14 protein-coding genes are annotated in these 14,129 nt (G+C 59.9%); 6 read left to right on the forward strand and 8 right to left on the reverse strand.

What is annotated here, in order from left to right; all coding sequences use genetic code 11:
- Nucleotides 1-119 precede the first annotated feature (119 nt).
- The 5 genes from AC4HNJ_RS20655 to AC4HNJ_RS20675 form a co-directional block, all read right to left on the reverse strand.
- Nucleotides 120-1,976, reverse strand: a complete 1,857-nt coding sequence (locus AC4HNJ_RS20655; RefSeq protein WP_490481500.1) for a M1 family metallopeptidase — start codon at nucleotides 1,974-1,976, stop codon at nucleotides 120-122.
- 244 nt (nucleotides 1,977-2,220) lie between these two features.
- A complete protein-coding gene (locus tag AC4HNJ_RS20660) occupies nucleotides 2,221-2,538 on the reverse strand; it encodes a hypothetical protein (protein ID WP_490481528.1) in 318 nt (105 codons plus the stop codon).
- Nucleotides 2,436-2,777: a glutathione S-transferase family protein gene (locus AC4HNJ_RS20665; RefSeq protein ID WP_490481501.1), complete on the reverse strand. Its 342-nt coding sequence runs from the start codon at nucleotides 2,775-2,777 to the stop codon at nucleotides 2,436-2,438. Before AC4HNJ_RS20665 ends, AC4HNJ_RS20660 begins: the two co-directional genes overlap by 103 nt.
- Nucleotides 2,778-2,983: 206 nt before the next feature.
- Complete coding sequence (gene pip, locus AC4HNJ_RS20670) at nucleotides 2,984-3,934, reverse strand: prolyl aminopeptidase (RefSeq protein ID WP_490481502.1); 951 nt, start codon at nucleotides 3,932-3,934, stop codon at nucleotides 2,984-2,986.
- Nucleotides 3,935-3,969: 35 nt separating this feature from the next.
- Nucleotides 3,970-4,470: an Lrp/AsnC family transcriptional regulator gene (locus AC4HNJ_RS20675; RefSeq protein ID WP_490481503.1), complete on the reverse strand. Its 501-nt coding sequence runs from the start codon at nucleotides 4,468-4,470 to the stop codon at nucleotides 3,970-3,972.
- A 113-nt stretch (nucleotides 4,471-4,583) separates the two neighbouring features.
- On the opposite strand from AC4HNJ_RS20675, the gene AC4HNJ_RS20680 reads away from it, so the two are divergent.
- A complete protein-coding gene (locus tag AC4HNJ_RS20680; protein ID WP_490481504.1) occupies nucleotides 4,584-5,510 on the forward strand; it encodes a DMT family transporter in 927 nt (308 codons plus the stop codon).
- A gap of 49 nt (nucleotides 5,511-5,559) precedes the next feature.
- Nucleotides 5,560-6,249, forward strand: a complete 690-nt coding sequence (locus AC4HNJ_RS20685; protein WP_490481505.1) for a glutathione S-transferase family protein — start codon at nucleotides 5,560-5,562, stop codon at nucleotides 6,247-6,249.
- Between the two features lie 52 nt (nucleotides 6,250-6,301).
- Here AC4HNJ_RS20685 and ubiE read toward each other — a convergent pair whose 3' ends face one another.
- Entirely contained in the window at nucleotides 6,302-7,051 is a 750-nt protein-coding gene (gene ubiE / locus AC4HNJ_RS20690; protein ID WP_490481506.1) for a bifunctional demethylmenaquinone methyltransferase/2-methoxy-6-polyprenyl-1,4-benzoquinol methylase UbiE, read from the reverse strand.
- Between the two features lie 194 nt (nucleotides 7,052-7,245).
- Between ubiE and AC4HNJ_RS20695 the strand changes: the two genes are divergently transcribed.
- The 4 genes from AC4HNJ_RS20695 to AC4HNJ_RS20710 are packed head-to-tail and all read left to right on the forward strand — an operon-like array spanning nucleotide 7,246 to nucleotide 10,335.
- Nucleotides 7,246-7,785, forward strand: a complete 540-nt coding sequence (locus tag AC4HNJ_RS20695) for a DsrE family protein (RefSeq protein WP_490481507.1) — start codon at nucleotides 7,246-7,248, stop codon at nucleotides 7,783-7,785.
- 20 nt (nucleotides 7,786-7,805) lie between these two features.
- Entirely contained in the window at nucleotides 7,806-8,756 is a 951-nt protein-coding gene (locus AC4HNJ_RS20700; RefSeq protein WP_490481508.1) for a substrate-binding domain-containing protein, read from the forward strand.
- Nucleotides 8,753-9,415: a c-type cytochrome gene (locus AC4HNJ_RS20705; RefSeq protein ID WP_490481509.1), complete on the forward strand. Its 663-nt coding sequence runs from the start codon at nucleotides 8,753-8,755 to the stop codon at nucleotides 9,413-9,415. Before AC4HNJ_RS20700 ends, AC4HNJ_RS20705 begins: the two co-directional genes overlap by 4 nt.
- Entirely contained in the window at nucleotides 9,412-10,335 is a 924-nt protein-coding gene (locus AC4HNJ_RS20710; protein WP_490481510.1) for a c-type cytochrome, read from the forward strand. Before AC4HNJ_RS20705 ends, AC4HNJ_RS20710 begins: the two co-directional genes overlap by 4 nt.
- A 21-nt stretch (nucleotides 10,336-10,356) precedes the next feature.
- Here the strand turns inward: AC4HNJ_RS20710 and plsB are convergent, their stop codons facing one another.
- The gene (gene plsB / locus AC4HNJ_RS20715) at nucleotides 10,357-13,011 is read right to left on the reverse strand and encodes a glycerol-3-phosphate 1-O-acyltransferase PlsB (protein WP_490481527.1); all 2,655 of its coding nucleotides are present in this window, start codon (nucleotides 13,009-13,011) and stop codon (nucleotides 10,357-10,359) included.
- 49 nt (nucleotides 13,012-13,060) lie between these two features.
- Nucleotides 13,061-14,008, reverse strand: a complete 948-nt coding sequence (locus AC4HNJ_RS20720; RefSeq protein ID WP_490481511.1) for a hypothetical protein — start codon at nucleotides 14,006-14,008, stop codon at nucleotides 13,061-13,063.
- Nucleotides 14,009-14,129: the final 121 nt, after the last annotated feature.

The raw sequence follows: 14,129 nt of genomic DNA on the forward strand, positions 1-14,129 counted from the left end.
AGTAGTGATTGCCACAAAATTGCGTTCAACATGCGCGTTCGTTTTATAGCAAGGCTGGGAGCAGATTTTAGATGGATCGCACGCGCTACTCCTACATCGAAGAATGGCGCGTGACCTGTTCAGTGGTGGCCGGCCTGAGCTTTTGCAAACAGTGCTTCGACCGCCTGCTGCGTCAACGGGTGATAACCGCTCTTGGCTTTGGCGTACACCTGCTTGGCGAATGCCAGCCCATCGGGCGTCTTGCTCAACGCAACATAGATCGGCATGGTCAGGTAGAGACGCCCGATGCGGGTCATATGTTCCGCAGCGGCCGGCCATGCTGCCTTGTCGCCAGCCGCAATGGCGTGCACATACCAGCGCATGCCGATCTCTGCGTTAGGTGTGCCGGTGAGATGCCATGCGGCGTCCAGCGCTTGCATCTTGGCGAGTGGCGGCCTATCGGGCAGCCCATCCAGGAAGTACATCCATTCCTGTGTGTTCCAGTCCTTCGCGTCCAGTTTGTTCGCCGGCAGGATTCCGGCCAGGAATGCCGTGCGCTCTTTGTCGATAGCGTCGAAGCGTGGTGAATCGGGGATCGGTGCATCTTTGGGAATACCCGTGCCGTACACCCAGTCCTTCACTTCATCCCAACTCATTTTGCCCGGGTATTTGTCGATCAGATTCGGCTTCAAATAGCCAAGCATCTGTTCGGTAGTAATGCTTTGGAAGGCAAAGTGATCGAAATAACCTTTGAGATAGGTATCGAATGTTTCCCGGCCGAAACGCTGTTCCAGCGTGCGTAAAAACCAGGAGCCTTTGCTGTAGGCGACATCGGAGAGTGTGTCGTCCGCATCGATGTTGCCCGGCTTCGGTGCGAGCCGCTGCGCATTCGACGGAATGCTGCTGATTTCCTTTTGCAGCCCATGGATGCTCAGCAACGTCTCTTCATCGGCTTGCCGCTTGCCATAGAGCGCCTCGGTAATGCGTCCCTGCACATAGGTGGTCACGCCTTCATTGAGCCAGATGTCGCGCCACGACGCGGCGGTCACGAGGTTGCCGGACCAGGAATGTGCCAGCTCATGCGCAACCAGTGACACCAGGCTCTTGTCGCCTACCAGCACGGTCGGCGTGGCGAACGTCATGTTCGGATTCTCCATGCCGCCATAGGGGAAGCTTGGCGGAAGCACCAGGATGTCGTAGCGGCCCCAGCGATAAGGGCCGTACAACTTCTCGGCGGTCTCGATCATTTTTTCGGTGTCTTCAAACTCGTGTGCGGCTTTGCCGACCACCGAAGGCTCTGCGTACACGGCAGAACGCGGACCGGTTTCGCGGACGGCGAGATCGCCGGCTGCGATAGCCAGCAAGTAAGAAGGAATCGGATGTGTCTGGTTGAAAGCGAACGATCCATTCAATGGATGCGCTGGATCGTTCGGCGCGCTCATGGCGACGCGCGTGTCTTGAGGTGCGCTCACCTGGGCGGTGTAAGTGAAGCGAATCGCCGGAGAGTCTTGCAGCGGCACCCACGAACGTGCATGGATCGATTCGGACTGCGAAAACATGAAGGGCTGTTTTTTGTCTGCTGTCTGGGCAGGCGACAACCACTGCAATCCAGAGGCGCTGGGCGACGTGGTGTAAACGATGCGTACTTCGTGCGGACGTTGTGGTGTCTGGATTGTAAGCTTGCTGCCGAGTTGCTTATCGCGTGGCGCCAACGCGTACTTCAGAGGGGTGCTCTTTCCGCCGGCATCGACCGACGCAATGCTGGCGATGTTCAAGTCGCGTGTGTCGAGAACCAGTGCATGGGCCTTGGGATCTTCCCAGTTCAGCGTCAATGTTGCTTGACCGTCCAGCTGGCGATGCTGAAAGTCGACTTTCAGCTTCAGATCCAGGTGAGTGATGCGTACCTCCTCGGGCTGGGCATAGGAATAGGGATCGTTGGCGTGCGCAGCCAGCGGCAAAAGCAGCGCGCCAAGAGCCAAGGTTCGAAGCGGGGACATCGGACAGCTTCCAAACAGTGGGAAGCGGCGAGTATGCCATCGCCGCCCTTTGTCTGGCCTGTGAGAGAGGTCCTTGGCGGCGCTCAGGCGCTGCTGGCAGGCTGTTTTATAAGCAGCATTGCGATGGCTGCGTCGTCTTCTTCGCGTTGCCAGACCCGGTGCTAGGGGAGTTCGTGGCCGCTGTGCGGGTCGTCCGCATACGCATGCACGGTGGATAGGAAGCCGGATTGCGACTTGATGCGCTCTATCCAGGCAAGGATGTGCGAATAGCCTTCCAGCGCAAAGCTGGCTTCCTCCGCGCGGCTGGCATAGGCGAATACAGAGATATCCGCGATGCTGTCCCATATTCGGTAAGAAACGGCCGGTGCGCCAGTTCGCGATCGAGAATCCACAGCGTGCGCAGACCGGCATTGCGCTTCAGCGCCACCAGCGCCGGCGCGCGACGCTCCAGTTTGCCGGTCAATGCCCAGTGACGCAGCGAGCCGATAACCGACTCCACCCGTTCCTGTTCAAAACTAAGCCACTGCAGCACCTTCGCGCGGCCGAAAACATCATTGGGCAAATAAGACGTGCCGTCGGCGAGAAAAACAGGATGGCATTCGATTCCGCAAGGGTGCGGCCGTCGTCCAGCTGGATCGCGGGTACTGTTCCTGTGGGACTGATGCGAAGGTAGTCCTTCGTTTGGCCTTCGCCTTCGAAGATGCTGATAGAAATAGTGCGATAGGGTTGCTGCCGGTGATGTAAAAGCTGACGGATTTTCCAGGCATTTTGAGAAGCGGGATAGTCGAAGAAGGTCAGCATGGCAGGCGTCTCTCTACGTAGCACGACGCTGCAGTGTCTCCAATGTGCCACGCACGCGATATCCGTTTCTTGCGGTGATGGACGTGTGCGTCACTTATACGATGTCTTGCCCGCTGGTATTCGGAGCTATCGGCGCACGCTTCGCAGGTGGCGCATGAAACATGCCGTGTTTATCGACGATCGCGCGGTGACCTTATCTCAAAGCCTCACACATAACGATCAGCAAGCCGATCCGTCGCCTGCACGAGTGCGTCGACGATGGCCGGCTCCGAAGCGGCATGTCCCGCCAGCACGATATGCAGTTCCGCCTCAGGCCATGCCGCGGCAAGATCGCAGGCATTCTTGGCGGGGCAGATGATGTCGTAGCGCCCGTGCACGATCACACTGGGAATGCCGCGCAGTTTGCCGACGTCACGCAGAAGTTGGTTAGGTTGGAGGAAGGCGTGATTGCGAAAGTAATGCGCTTCGATGCGGGCAAGGCTCAGCGCGACTTCAGGGGCGGCAAAGCTTGCTTCGGTTTCCGGGCTTTCTTCCAGGGTAATGCCGCCGCCCTCCCATGCACCCCAGGCTTTGGCGGCCTCCAGGCGCACGGTTTCGTCGGTGCTGGTCAGTCTTCGCCAATAGGCATCCAGCATGTTGGCGCGTTCTTCCAGCGGTATGGCCGAAGCGTAGCGCTGCCACTTCTCCGGCAAGATCCACGATGCGCCGCCTTCTTCGTAATACCAGCGGACTTCCTCCGGCCGGCACAGGAAGATGCCGCGCAATACCAGGCCAAGCACGCGTTCCGGATGTGTCTGCGCATAGGCGAGAGCAAGCGTGGAACCCCACGAACCGCCGAACACGACCCAGCGCTCGATGCCACATTGTTCGCGGATAGCTTCGATGTCGGCGACGAGATGCCAGGTCGTGTTGTCCGTGAGATCAGCAAAAGGTGTGGAACGTCCGGCGCCGCGCTGGTCGAACAGGACGATGCGATAACGCGCCGGATCGAAAAAGCGCCGATGATAGGGCGACAGGCCCGCGCCGGGACCACCGTGCAGAAAGACGACCGGCAGCCCACTTGGATTGCCGCATTCCTCCACATAGAGGGTGTGCCGCTGATCGACCGCCATGCGATGTGTGCGATAGGGTTCGATCTCGGGGTACATCGTGCGCATGCTGATGATCCATCGGGCGGGTTGGTGGGGTGTAATTAGTCTTGCGACAGCACGCGCGCTGCGTCCCACATGGTACGCGTCAGCGGACGGTTGGCATGAGGTGTCTGCAAGACAATCAGCGTGGTCGTACTGATGCTTGGATGGATTTTCAGCAGGCGATCGAGCACGGCTTCCAGATGCGAGACGGACATCGCTACCACGCGCAACAGGGCGGAATCTTCGCCGGCGAGGCGGCGGCAATCCAGGACTTCGGGCACGCCCGCGACAATGCTTCCAATACGTGAGCAGATCCCGCCATCGCAGCGCAGGCGCACCATCGCTTCGATCCCGAAACCGACGCGCTTTGGATCGACCATGGCGCGATAACCGGTAATCACGCCGGCTTCTTCCAGGCGCTTTACGCGCTCGGCGACAGCCGGCGCAGACAGGTTGACCTTGCGGCCAAGCTCGGCATAGCCCAGGCGCGCGTCGTGCTGCAGGGCTTCGAGCAGCTGCCAGTCCTTGGCATCCCATTCGGCTTTCGATTCGTAGGTCATAAATAGCGATGTCGTTTTGATCGACGGCGAAATAGGGGGGAGGGTATTGGGTCCATTATTCCTCGGGCAATGCCGCAGCACTAGCATTTCCCACTCTTCCCACGGAGCCGGTTATGAACGATGCCGAATGCCTTGACGGGCGCGCACTGGTTTACATAGCGATCGCTTTAGTTACCTGGTCTTCGGCATACGCGGCGATTGCCTATGCACTTACCTCGTTCACACCGGGCGAGGTCGCCTTGGCGCGGTTGGCGATCGGCTCTGCTTGTTTCGCGATATTGCTGTGGGGCAAGCGAGTGCCGTTGCCGAGGCGTAGCGACTGGCTGCAATTGGCCGTGCTGGGCGTGCTTGGCCTCACGGTTTATCACCTTTGCCTCAACCGGGCGGAGACGCGCGTCGCCAGCGGTACGGCTGCCATTTTGATTTCGCTGGTGCCAGCCGTGACCACCGCGCTGTCCGCTTTCTGGATCGGGGAGCGGATTACGATGCGTCAGGCGATGGGATTGATAGTCGCCTTGCTCGGGGTTGTGTTGGTGGTGATTACCAGTGGCAAGCGAGTGGCATTCCAGCCCATGGCGGCATGGGTGCTGATCAGTGTGCTTGTGTGTGCGATTTTCTTCGTTGGGCAGAAGCCGCTGTTCGGCCGCAACAACGTGATTGGCGTAACCGCATTCGCCTTTTTTGCTGGAACGCTGGGGGCCGTACCGTTCGGACTGCATCTGCCGCGTGCGCTTGTAGCCGCACCATGGACACATATCGCTGCGCTTATCTATCTGGGTGTGGCGCCCACGTTCTTGGGTTACCTGGCATGGAACGCTGCCCTGCGACGTGCGCCGACCTCGCAGGTTTCCAGTTTCATCTATTTTTCGCCACCTATTGCTGTGCTGATCGGCTGGGCGTGGCTGGGCGAGAAGCCGGGTTGGCTGACATTGGTCGGTGGCGCGATTACCGTCGGTGGTGTCGCCTTGGCAAACACTCGCCGTTCTGGTGCTGCAGCCAAAACTGTTGTGCCTGCTGTCGAGCAAGCATGCAAATCGTGATGTTCGATCTGTGCGCCGCAAACCCCTGAAAAATGCCTAAGGAAAAGCCATGTACACCCTCTACATTGCCAACAAAAACTATTCGTCGTGGTCGTTGCGGCCCTGGGTGTTATTGAAGGAACTCGGCATTCCGTTCGGAGAAAAGCTCACGCCGTTCCGATCCGGCACCTCATCGAGCTGGTCTGTCTTCCGCGCCTTTTCACCGACCGGGAAAGTCCCGTGCCTGCATGATGGGGACACTGCCGTATGGGATTCGCTGGCGATTACCGAATACCTGGCCGAGCGCCATGCTGGCGTCTGGCCGACGGATGCCCGTGCACGCGCCTGGGCGCGTAGCGCGGCGGCAGAAATGCATTCGGGATTCCAGGCGTTGCGCTCGTACTGCCCGATGAATTGCGGCATTCGTTTGCAATTGCACGTGGTGCCGTCCGCCTTGGCGAGCGACCTTACTCGCCTGAAGGAATTATGGAGCGAGGGACTGACACGCTTCGGTGGGCCTTACCTTGCAGGAGCCACCTTCACGGCGGCCGATGCGTTTTACGCCCCTGTGGCGTTTCGCATACAGAGTTATCGGCTGCCGATGGACGGCGATTTGCAGGCTTATGTGCAGCGTATGTTGTCGTTGCCATCCATGCGGCAATGGTACGAGGCAGCCTTGAAGGAAGCCTGGCGCGATCCCGATCACGAGAAAGAGACGCTGGAGACCGGCACGCTTCTGGAAGACCTGCGCATGGCGTAATGCGCATAGTCAATGCGCAGCATGTTCTGGGCTTGGCGAAAACTAGCGGAACTTAGAGCTTGTAGCCGCGATGGATGGCGACGATGCCGTTGCTGAGGTTACGTACCTCGACGCCACCAAAGCCGGCTTCTTCCATCATGGCTTTGAGCGTGTCCTGGTCCGGATGTTTGCGGATCGACTCGGCGAGGTACTGATAGCTTTCGGCATCGCCGGCGAACAACCGGCCCAGTTTGGGCAGCACCTGGAACGAGTGGAAATCGTAGAGTTTGCTGAACAATTCGCTGCGGACTTTTGAAAACTCCAACACCAGGGCCCGGCCACCGGGCTTGAGCACGCGGAAAATATCGCGCAGGGCTTTGTCCTTGTGCGTGACATTGCGCAGTCCAAAGGCCATGGTGATGGCGTCGAAGCTGTTGTCCGGAAAAGGCAGCGCCTCCGCGTTCGACTGCACCCAGCGCAAGCCGGACACCAGGCCGCGGTCGGTCATCCGGTCGCGGCCTACGTTAAGCATGGCCGCATTGATATCACCCACGACCACATCACCGTTCTCGCCGACCACCGGCTTGATCAGCGCGGCGATATCGCCGGTGCCACCGGCGAGATCCAGTACGCGGTCTCCGGGCCGGATACCGCTGATGGCGACGAAGTGGCGCTTCCACAAGCGATGGACGCCGAACGACATCAGGTCGTTCATCAGGTCGTAGCTGCGGGCGACCGAGGTAAAGACCTGGCCGACAAGCTTTTGTTTTTCCCCGACCGGAACGTCGCGGAAGCCGAAATGGGTGGTGGACGGTTCGCTCATGCGCGCATGGTACAGGATGGTGGCGCGATGACGTTGCCGAAGTCGTACCGAAAGGACAGCCGAACCCCTTAGGCTTTCCCGATAGCTTCTATAAGGCGGCCTTATCCGCCATATAGGCAAGGTGAAGTGGCCGGATGAGCCCGGGCGGCGTAGCCTTCCTGCAATCTGACTCATTGCTGCTGACGAGGTGGAATATGAAGCGTTCGACGTGGTTGTGCTGTATGGCTGTCGGGCTCGGTTGTGCTGCGATGGCTGCCCAGGGAGCGCCGACGCAGGTCATTACCGCAGCCGGCAACTATCACCCCTTACCGCATGCGGCTTACCAGCCGGATCCGGCATCCACCTATAAAGTGGTGTTCTCGATGACCAAGGGCAGCGAGAAGCCAGGCCAGGTCAATCCCGCCCTGGAACGCGTTGCGCGTACGGTCAATCTTTATGCGTCGGCGGGGGTGCCGGTCGATCATCTGAAGTTTGTTGCCGTGGCGTCCGGGCCAGCCACCTCATTGGTGCTCGACAATGAGCACTACAAGGCACAGTTCGGCGTGGACAATCCCAATCTTCCCGTCATCGCGCAGTTGCGCAAGGCAGGCGTGGATGTCGCGGTTTGCGGCCAGGCCATGGCGGAACATCACTATCCGAATGAGTGGGCGGCAAAAGATGTGACGCTGAGCCTATCGGCGCTGACCACGGTCACCGAACTGGAGCAGAAGGGTTACGCCCTGATGCCGCTGTAAGACTGACGGGGGAGCCGATCATGTCGTTGTGTTTCACCTTGCGCTTGCCACGCGCGCTGTTGGCAGGCTTGTTGGCTGCAGTGTGTTGCAACACCTATGCTGCGCAGACGGATTATCTTCCGCCTTGGAACCCACCTCCCACGGGAGGTGTCTCGTTCGCGGTGCCGCCGTTTGACGCGATTGCCGATCTGCATGGCGACATCGTCGATCCGCAATTGACCGTTTTCTTTGCGGGCAATCAATTCATGGTGGTGCATGACTTGATCGAAGCATTCAAGCAGCGTTATCCGCAATACCAGCGTGTCTATGTGGAGACATTGCCGCCCGGCATTCTCGCCAAGCAGATCGAAACCGGCTCGCTGGTGATGGGCAATCTTCGCATTGCGCTGAAGCCGGATATTTTTACCGGCGGCAAAGGTTCGATCACCGCCTTGCAGAAGCAGCACGGCTGGTTTGCAGCTACCGCCGATTACGCCCGCAACCCGCTGGCGATCCTGGTGGCAAAAGGCAATCCAAAACACATCGAAGGATTGAAGGATCTTGGCCGAGCCGATGTGCGCGTCAGCATGCCCAATCCACAGTGGGAGGGCATCGCCAAGCAGATTGAAGCCAGCTACCGGAAGGCGGGTGGCGATGCGCTTGACCACACAATCATGGAAAGCAAGCTCAAAAATGGCAGCACCTATCTCACCCGCATCCACCATCGCGAATCGCCGCTGCGCGTGCTGGAAGGGCAATCGGACGCTGCGCCGGTGTGGTCGACAGAAGCATATTTTCAGCAAGAGATTTTGCATCGCCCGGTGGAAACGGTAGTTATCCCGCCGGATCAGAACGTAACAGCCACCTATACGGCTGCACGCATGAAAGACGCACCGCACACGCAGGCGGCGAAGGATTTTCTGGCTTTCATGGCGTCCGCCCAGGCGCAGGCGATCTATCGCAAGTACGGCTTCCAGCCGGCACGCCCATGAAAATGCTTCGCAGTGTTCTGCCCGCGTTGTGTGCCCTTTTCACGGTGCATGCGCTGGCAGGCACGCCGGATGGCGCCACGTTGGCCCAGCAGGGGAATGGGCGGGGCGGGGCGCCATGCATGGCGTGTCATGGCGCTGATGGTGGTGGACAACCTGCTGCGGGTTTTCCTCGCCTGGCAGGTTTGCCCAAGGCCTATTTGCTGAAACAGCTGGAAGACTTTGCCAGTGGCTCGCGTGCCAATGTCACGATGAAGCCTGTAGCCAGTGGACTGAGCGAGGCGGAACGTGAGGTGGCTGCGAGTTATTACAGCGCGCTGCCGGTTCCGGTGAGGCAACCCGTTACCGTGCCATCAGGCCATGTTGCGCAGCTTGGAGAGATGTTGGCCACGCGTGGACATTGGTCCAAGGGTTTGCCCGCATGCGAGCAATGCCATGGTCCGGGCGGCATCGGCGTGGGTGATCACTTTCCGCCACTCGCGGGGCAGTCAGCCGTGTATTTGAGCAATGAACTGCATGCATGGCAGCAAGGGTCGCGACACAACGATCCGCTGCAGCTTATGAAGAGCGTGGCCGACAAGTTGACCGACGCGGACATTGTCGCGATCAGCGCGTGGTACGCCGCGCAATCGCCTACCATGCATGGGGAGGCGCAGCCATGACATCGACGCGTTGGATGGCGATCGTCATATGCGCGATGCTCGCGGCTTGCAGTCACCCTTCGCACCAGGCCACCGAGCCTTCGGCGAGTCGCGCGACGACTTCGCCTTCAATACCTGCCGTATATTTTAAGCCGCCTTCGGATTCCGCCATACCGAATGACGAATTCGGCAAGCAGATTGCACTAGGACGACAGGTCTTCGTCGACCCTGGTCGCTACGCCAAAGCCTACGTGGGCAATCAACTCAGTTGCGAAAACTGCCATCTCGACGCGGGACGTCTGGCGCATTCGGCGCCGCTATGGGGCGCATATCCGATGTATCCCGCCTACCGTAGCAAGAACCATCACGTGAACACCTTTGCGGAACGCCTGCAGGGATGTTTCATGTACAGCATGAATGGCAAGGCGCCTCCGTTAGGCTCTCCTGTGCTGGTGGCGTTGGAAAGCTATGCCTACTGGATGTCCCAAGGCGCGCCGATCGGTACTTCGTTGCCGGGACGCGGTTATCCCAAAATATCCAAGCCTGCGTTGCCACCGGATTATGCGCGTGGTGAAGCGGTATACCATCGTGACTGCGCGCTTTGTCATGGCGACCATGGACAAGGGCAGCAAGTCGCCACAAAAACGGTGTTCCCGCCGCTATGGGGACCGCAGTCCTTCAACTGGGGGGCAGGCATGGAACGTATCAATAACGCCGCCGGTTTTATCAAAGCCAATATGCCATTGGGTCGCGGCAACACACTGACTGATCAGGATGCGTGGGATGTCGCCTATTTCATGGATGCCCACGAGCGTCCGCAAGATCCGCGCTTCAAAGGTTCGATTCCGCAGACGCGCAAGGCGTATCACGATACGCCGGATTCGTTGTACGGCATGACGGTGAACGGCAAGGCGCTGGGTGATGGAGTGACGGGCCCTTGAGTGTGTGCAGTCGCTGCACGATCAATGCTTATCGTGATCGACTGGCGTACGCTCGTGTTCGTGGTGTTCGGCGGCGACATGCCGTTGATGCAGCTCTTCGCTGGTGCTCATCGGTTCGGTTTCTGCTGCCGGTGGCGTGGATGGTGTTTCCGGTTCCGTCAGTTCCGGCGTGGCGCGCGGCGTTTCTTTTTCTTCGCTGCCGGTGATCTTCAGAATCGAATGGCGCATTTCGCGGGCAAGAATCACGCGTGCATCGCGCACCATGTCTTCCAGGGCGGAGTCGTAATCCAGCTTGCCCTCGGGGTCGGTCCAGACCACACGGCGTTCGCGCAATTTCTGGATGAAACCTCGGAATAGCGCTTTGTCGAAGAATTCCGGTGCCAGCGGTTCGCTGAGCAGGCTGAGGCGTTGGGCGGTGAGGGTGCAGACGTTCTCGAGTTCAGCAGAGGTAATCGTGTGCGGCCCGTTCTTCACCAGGGCGGCGATAGTGATGTAGTAGCGTTCGAAGGCCTGGATCAGGCTACGCGCGATAACCTTGAGCTGATAGGCGGCATCGTCCTGGCCGGGCCCCCGTTCGAGCACGCGCCCTTCTCCGGTGGCTTCAAGCAAGCCGCGCCGCACGAAGAAATCGATGGTCGCTTGCAGCTGTACACCAAAACCTTCGCTATCCCAGGGCAGGAACAATTCTCCTTGGATGAAGGGATAGATGATGCGCCCCAGGCGCAGTACGGAGGCGCGCGACATGCGGCGATTGTTGAGGAAGCAGCAGGCGACCCATGCGGCGGCGGCAGTGAGGTGCAGCACGTTGTTGCGGAAATAGCTCAACAGCACCGCAGGTTCGCCTTCCACGGTGAGCACGTCACCCAGTGGATGACGCACGCGCGTGATCCAGCCCATCTGTTCGCCATAGGCGATGATCGCATCCGGTGCCAGCGACGTAAGCGTCATGCGATCCGAATAGGGCAGTTCTTCCAGCAGCGCTTTCAGCAAGTCGAGCTGTGCGAGCAGATCGCTTTCCGCCATCGCGTGCTTGGGCGTCGACAGCAAGGCGAGCGCGAGCAGGTTGATCGGGTTGACGTCTGCGGCCCGGTTGATGTTGATCTGGATCTTCTCGGCGAGCTGATCGATCACATCACTCAGCCATTCGGGTTTGGCGCTGGCGTCGGTGGTGGTCTCGCGCCAGTTGCTGCTGGCGACGTCAAGCATCGGCGTCAATTCGATCGGCTCGCCGAAATTCAGCGCGACGTGGCCGTAACGCTGACGCAATACACCGAGTCCGCGAATCAGGCCGATCAGGGATTCTTTTTCCTTTGGCTTGCCGGAAAGCTCGCCGGTATAGCTTTTGCCTTCCATCAGCTTTTCGTAGCCGATGTAGACGGGCTGAAACAGCACCGGGCGACGCGGTGCGCGCAGGAAGGCGCGTACGGTCATCGCCAGCATGCCGGCGCGTGGCGCGAGCAGTCGACCAGTGCGCGAGCGGCCGCCTTCGATGAAGTATTCGATCGGTACGCCGCGATCGATCAACTGCGCGACGTATTCGTTGAACACCACCGAATACAGGGCGTTGCCCTTGAAGCTGCGGCGCAGGAAGAAGGCGCCGCCGCGACGCAGGAATGCTCCGATCAGCGGCAGGTTGAGGTTTACGCCAGCGGCAATGTGAGGCACCACCACGCCCGATACGTGCAGCTGATACGACAGCAGCAGATAGTCCGCATGACTGCGATGACTGGGCACATACACCACTTCGTAACCGGGTGCCGCAGCGCGGGCCTTGTCGAAGTGATGCATGGTGATGCCGTCGTACAGCTTGTTCCAGAAATTACGCAACAGGAACGAGGCCGAGCGCACCACCGGGTGGGAGTAGTCGGCTGCGATTTCCATCATCATCTTGTGCGCGCGTTCCCACGCCTTCGCATAGCTGATGTTTTCTTTGGCCGCAGTGGACCTGATGGCGGCGCGCACCGGTTCGGCATTGAGTACGGCATCGACCACCGTACGACGGTGCGAAAGATCGGGTCCGATCACTGCTGCGCGAATGCGGCGGAAGTGCGTGCGAAGCACGCGCGCCATCTTGCGTGCGAAGCGTTCCGGGCGCACATCACCTGCTTCGTCCAGCACCGTGCGCAGCGAGACGGGTGCCGAGAAATGCACAACGGCGTCGCGCCCGTTGAGCAGCAGCGCGAGCATGCGGCGGAAACGGCCGACCACCACCCAATTTTCCGAAAACAGCACGCTGAACCAGCCCGATTCGCGCGAGGGTGCGCGGCCGACGTAGATCGAGACCGGCACGATCTGGATGTCACGGTCCGGGAACCCTTCCAGCGAGCGCACGAGTTGGCCCAGGGGTTCATTCGGCGACCGCTGACGGCTACGGCCGAACAGCCATCCGTCGCGACGTGCCAGCGCGAATACCGAGCGCCGCCGGCGCGTATGCGCTAGCGGCTGCATGGGGCTGGGCAGCCCCGCCTCGCGGCAGGCACGATCCAGAATCAACGCGTCGGAAAATCCGTCGCGCTCGATCACGTAGCAAACGGGTACGTCGGTTTGCAGCAGGCTGGCCGGTTCGGCCGGATCCCGCCGAATGCGCACCCAGGGCTCAAGCAGGTGCCCGGCGAGGTTGAACCACCAGGGGGCGCGGCTGCGGTAGGTCATTTCCGCGGTCGTCATATTCGGCATCTGCATAGTGTAAGTGGTTCGTCTCTCCCCGAAATCACCCACCAGGTTTCTAGGGTTTGGCGGCCAGTGTGGCGCCGCTGGAAGAGCTGGCTGCCGGAACGCTGCTGCTGGCCGGTGCAGGTGGATGCAGCAGCTGTTGGTGCTGCGCGCGCTCGCCGTCGACCAGGTCCTGGCTGTACCAGCGACCTTCGACCAGCACGAGCTGCGCATCGACACTCAACGGTTTGCCGAGCAAGGTGTAGTCGATCTGCACATGGGCGTGACCGTGGTCGATACCCAGCGTGGTGACTTTTGCGGAGTCCAGCACGTCGTCGACGGAAAGCCCATAGATCGCCAGTAGCTGCTTGAGGCCATCATAAGCAAGGGAGTACTCCTTCATGGCGTTATCGAAATCCATGTGCTGGAGCTGGTCCGGATCTTTCAGATGGAGTTGCCGTGCAGTGGTGACGACAATGTTCACGGCCTGCTTCGCTTTATCCTGGTCGAACCATGACGTTTGCTGAGCCCACGGCAATAGCACGTTGAGCGCATCGCGCAGCTGCTGTTTCTGGTTTTCCGTCATCGTCTTGCTTTGTGCGATGCCGGTAGTGAGGATCGCCTGCCCAATGCCGATCATTACCGGCAATTGATCGTGGTATCGCTGGTCCATTTGCGCGAGCTTGGGCTTGAGCTGGTTGTACAGCGTGGTCTCCGCGTTGGGTGCGGTCAGTTGCTTGACCGCTTGTGCGAAGCGGGCGCGGTCTTCATCCGTGATGGGATGCTCATCGGGACGCAGTCGTGTCCAATCGGCCCGCAGGTTCGCGTAGTCCGCCGGGGGCAGGGCAGATTTCCAGAAACCGGCGAAATCGCCAGCCTTGATGAGTGCAACGGATTGCTGCACGGCAGCTTCCGGGGTGGCGCCTCCTGGCACTGCGGTGGCCTCTTCCTTCTTGTGGCAGGCAGCCAGGGCGAGCATTGCCAACAGTAGCAGGCTTCGGCCAAGTGTCTGAAAACGCATGGAATATCTCACATGGGAGGGCGGTGGCTTGCCGACGGCAAGGATGATAAGGAGCACCGCAGGTCTAGGGCGCGGTGCATCTTAGAGCCTGGCGAAGGTGATGCGTAGTCCGGTCAGTCCA

The organism is Dyella sp. SYSU CM1112 (assembly GCF_058216415.1).

What these genes read in the sequence shown, in the direction of transcription:
- ubiE (WP_490481506.1), bottom strand. Translation starts at nt 7,051, where the DNA reads ATGAGCGAACCGTCCACCACCCATTTCGGCTTCCGCGACGTTCCGGTC.
- plsB (WP_490481527.1), bottom strand. Translation starts at nt 13,011, where the DNA reads ATGCCGAATATGACGACCGCGGAAATGACCTACCGCAGCCGCGCCCCC.
- AC4HNJ_RS20675 (WP_490481503.1), bottom strand. Translation starts at nt 4,470, where the DNA reads ATGACCTACGAATCGAAAGCCGAATGGGATGCCAAGGACTGGCAGCTG.
- AC4HNJ_RS20695 (WP_490481507.1), top strand. Translation starts at nt 7,246, where the DNA reads ATGAAGCGTTCGACGTGGTTGTGCTGTATGGCTGTCGGGCTCGGTTGT.
- AC4HNJ_RS20710 (WP_490481510.1), top strand. Translation starts at nt 9,412, where the DNA reads ATGACATCGACGCGTTGGATGGCGATCGTCATATGCGCGATGCTCGCG.
- AC4HNJ_RS20700 (WP_490481508.1), top strand. Translation starts at nt 7,806, where the DNA reads ATGTCGTTGTGTTTCACCTTGCGCTTGCCACGCGCGCTGTTGGCAGGC.
- AC4HNJ_RS20655 (WP_490481500.1), bottom strand. Translation starts at nt 1,976, where the DNA reads ATGTCCCCGCTTCGAACCTTGGCTCTTGGCGCGCTGCTTTTGCCGCTG.
- pip (WP_490481502.1), bottom strand. Translation starts at nt 3,934, where the DNA reads ATGCGCACGATGTACCCCGAGATCGAACCCTATCGCACACATCGCATG.
- AC4HNJ_RS20685 (WP_490481505.1), top strand. Translation starts at nt 5,560, where the DNA reads ATGTACACCCTCTACATTGCCAACAAAAACTATTCGTCGTGGTCGTTG.
- AC4HNJ_RS20665 (WP_490481501.1), bottom strand. Translation starts at nt 2,777, where the DNA reads ATGCTGACCTTCTTCGACTATCCCGCTTCTCAAAATGCCTGGAAAATC.
- AC4HNJ_RS20680 (WP_490481504.1), top strand. Translation starts at nt 4,584, where the DNA reads ATGAACGATGCCGAATGCCTTGACGGGCGCGCACTGGTTTACATAGCG.
- AC4HNJ_RS20720 (WP_490481511.1), bottom strand. Translation starts at nt 14,008, where the DNA reads ATGCGTTTTCAGACACTTGGCCGAAGCCTGCTACTGTTGGCAATGCTC.
- AC4HNJ_RS20705 (WP_490481509.1), top strand. Translation starts at nt 8,753, where the DNA reads ATGAAAATGCTTCGCAGTGTTCTGCCCGCGTTGTGTGCCCTTTTCACG.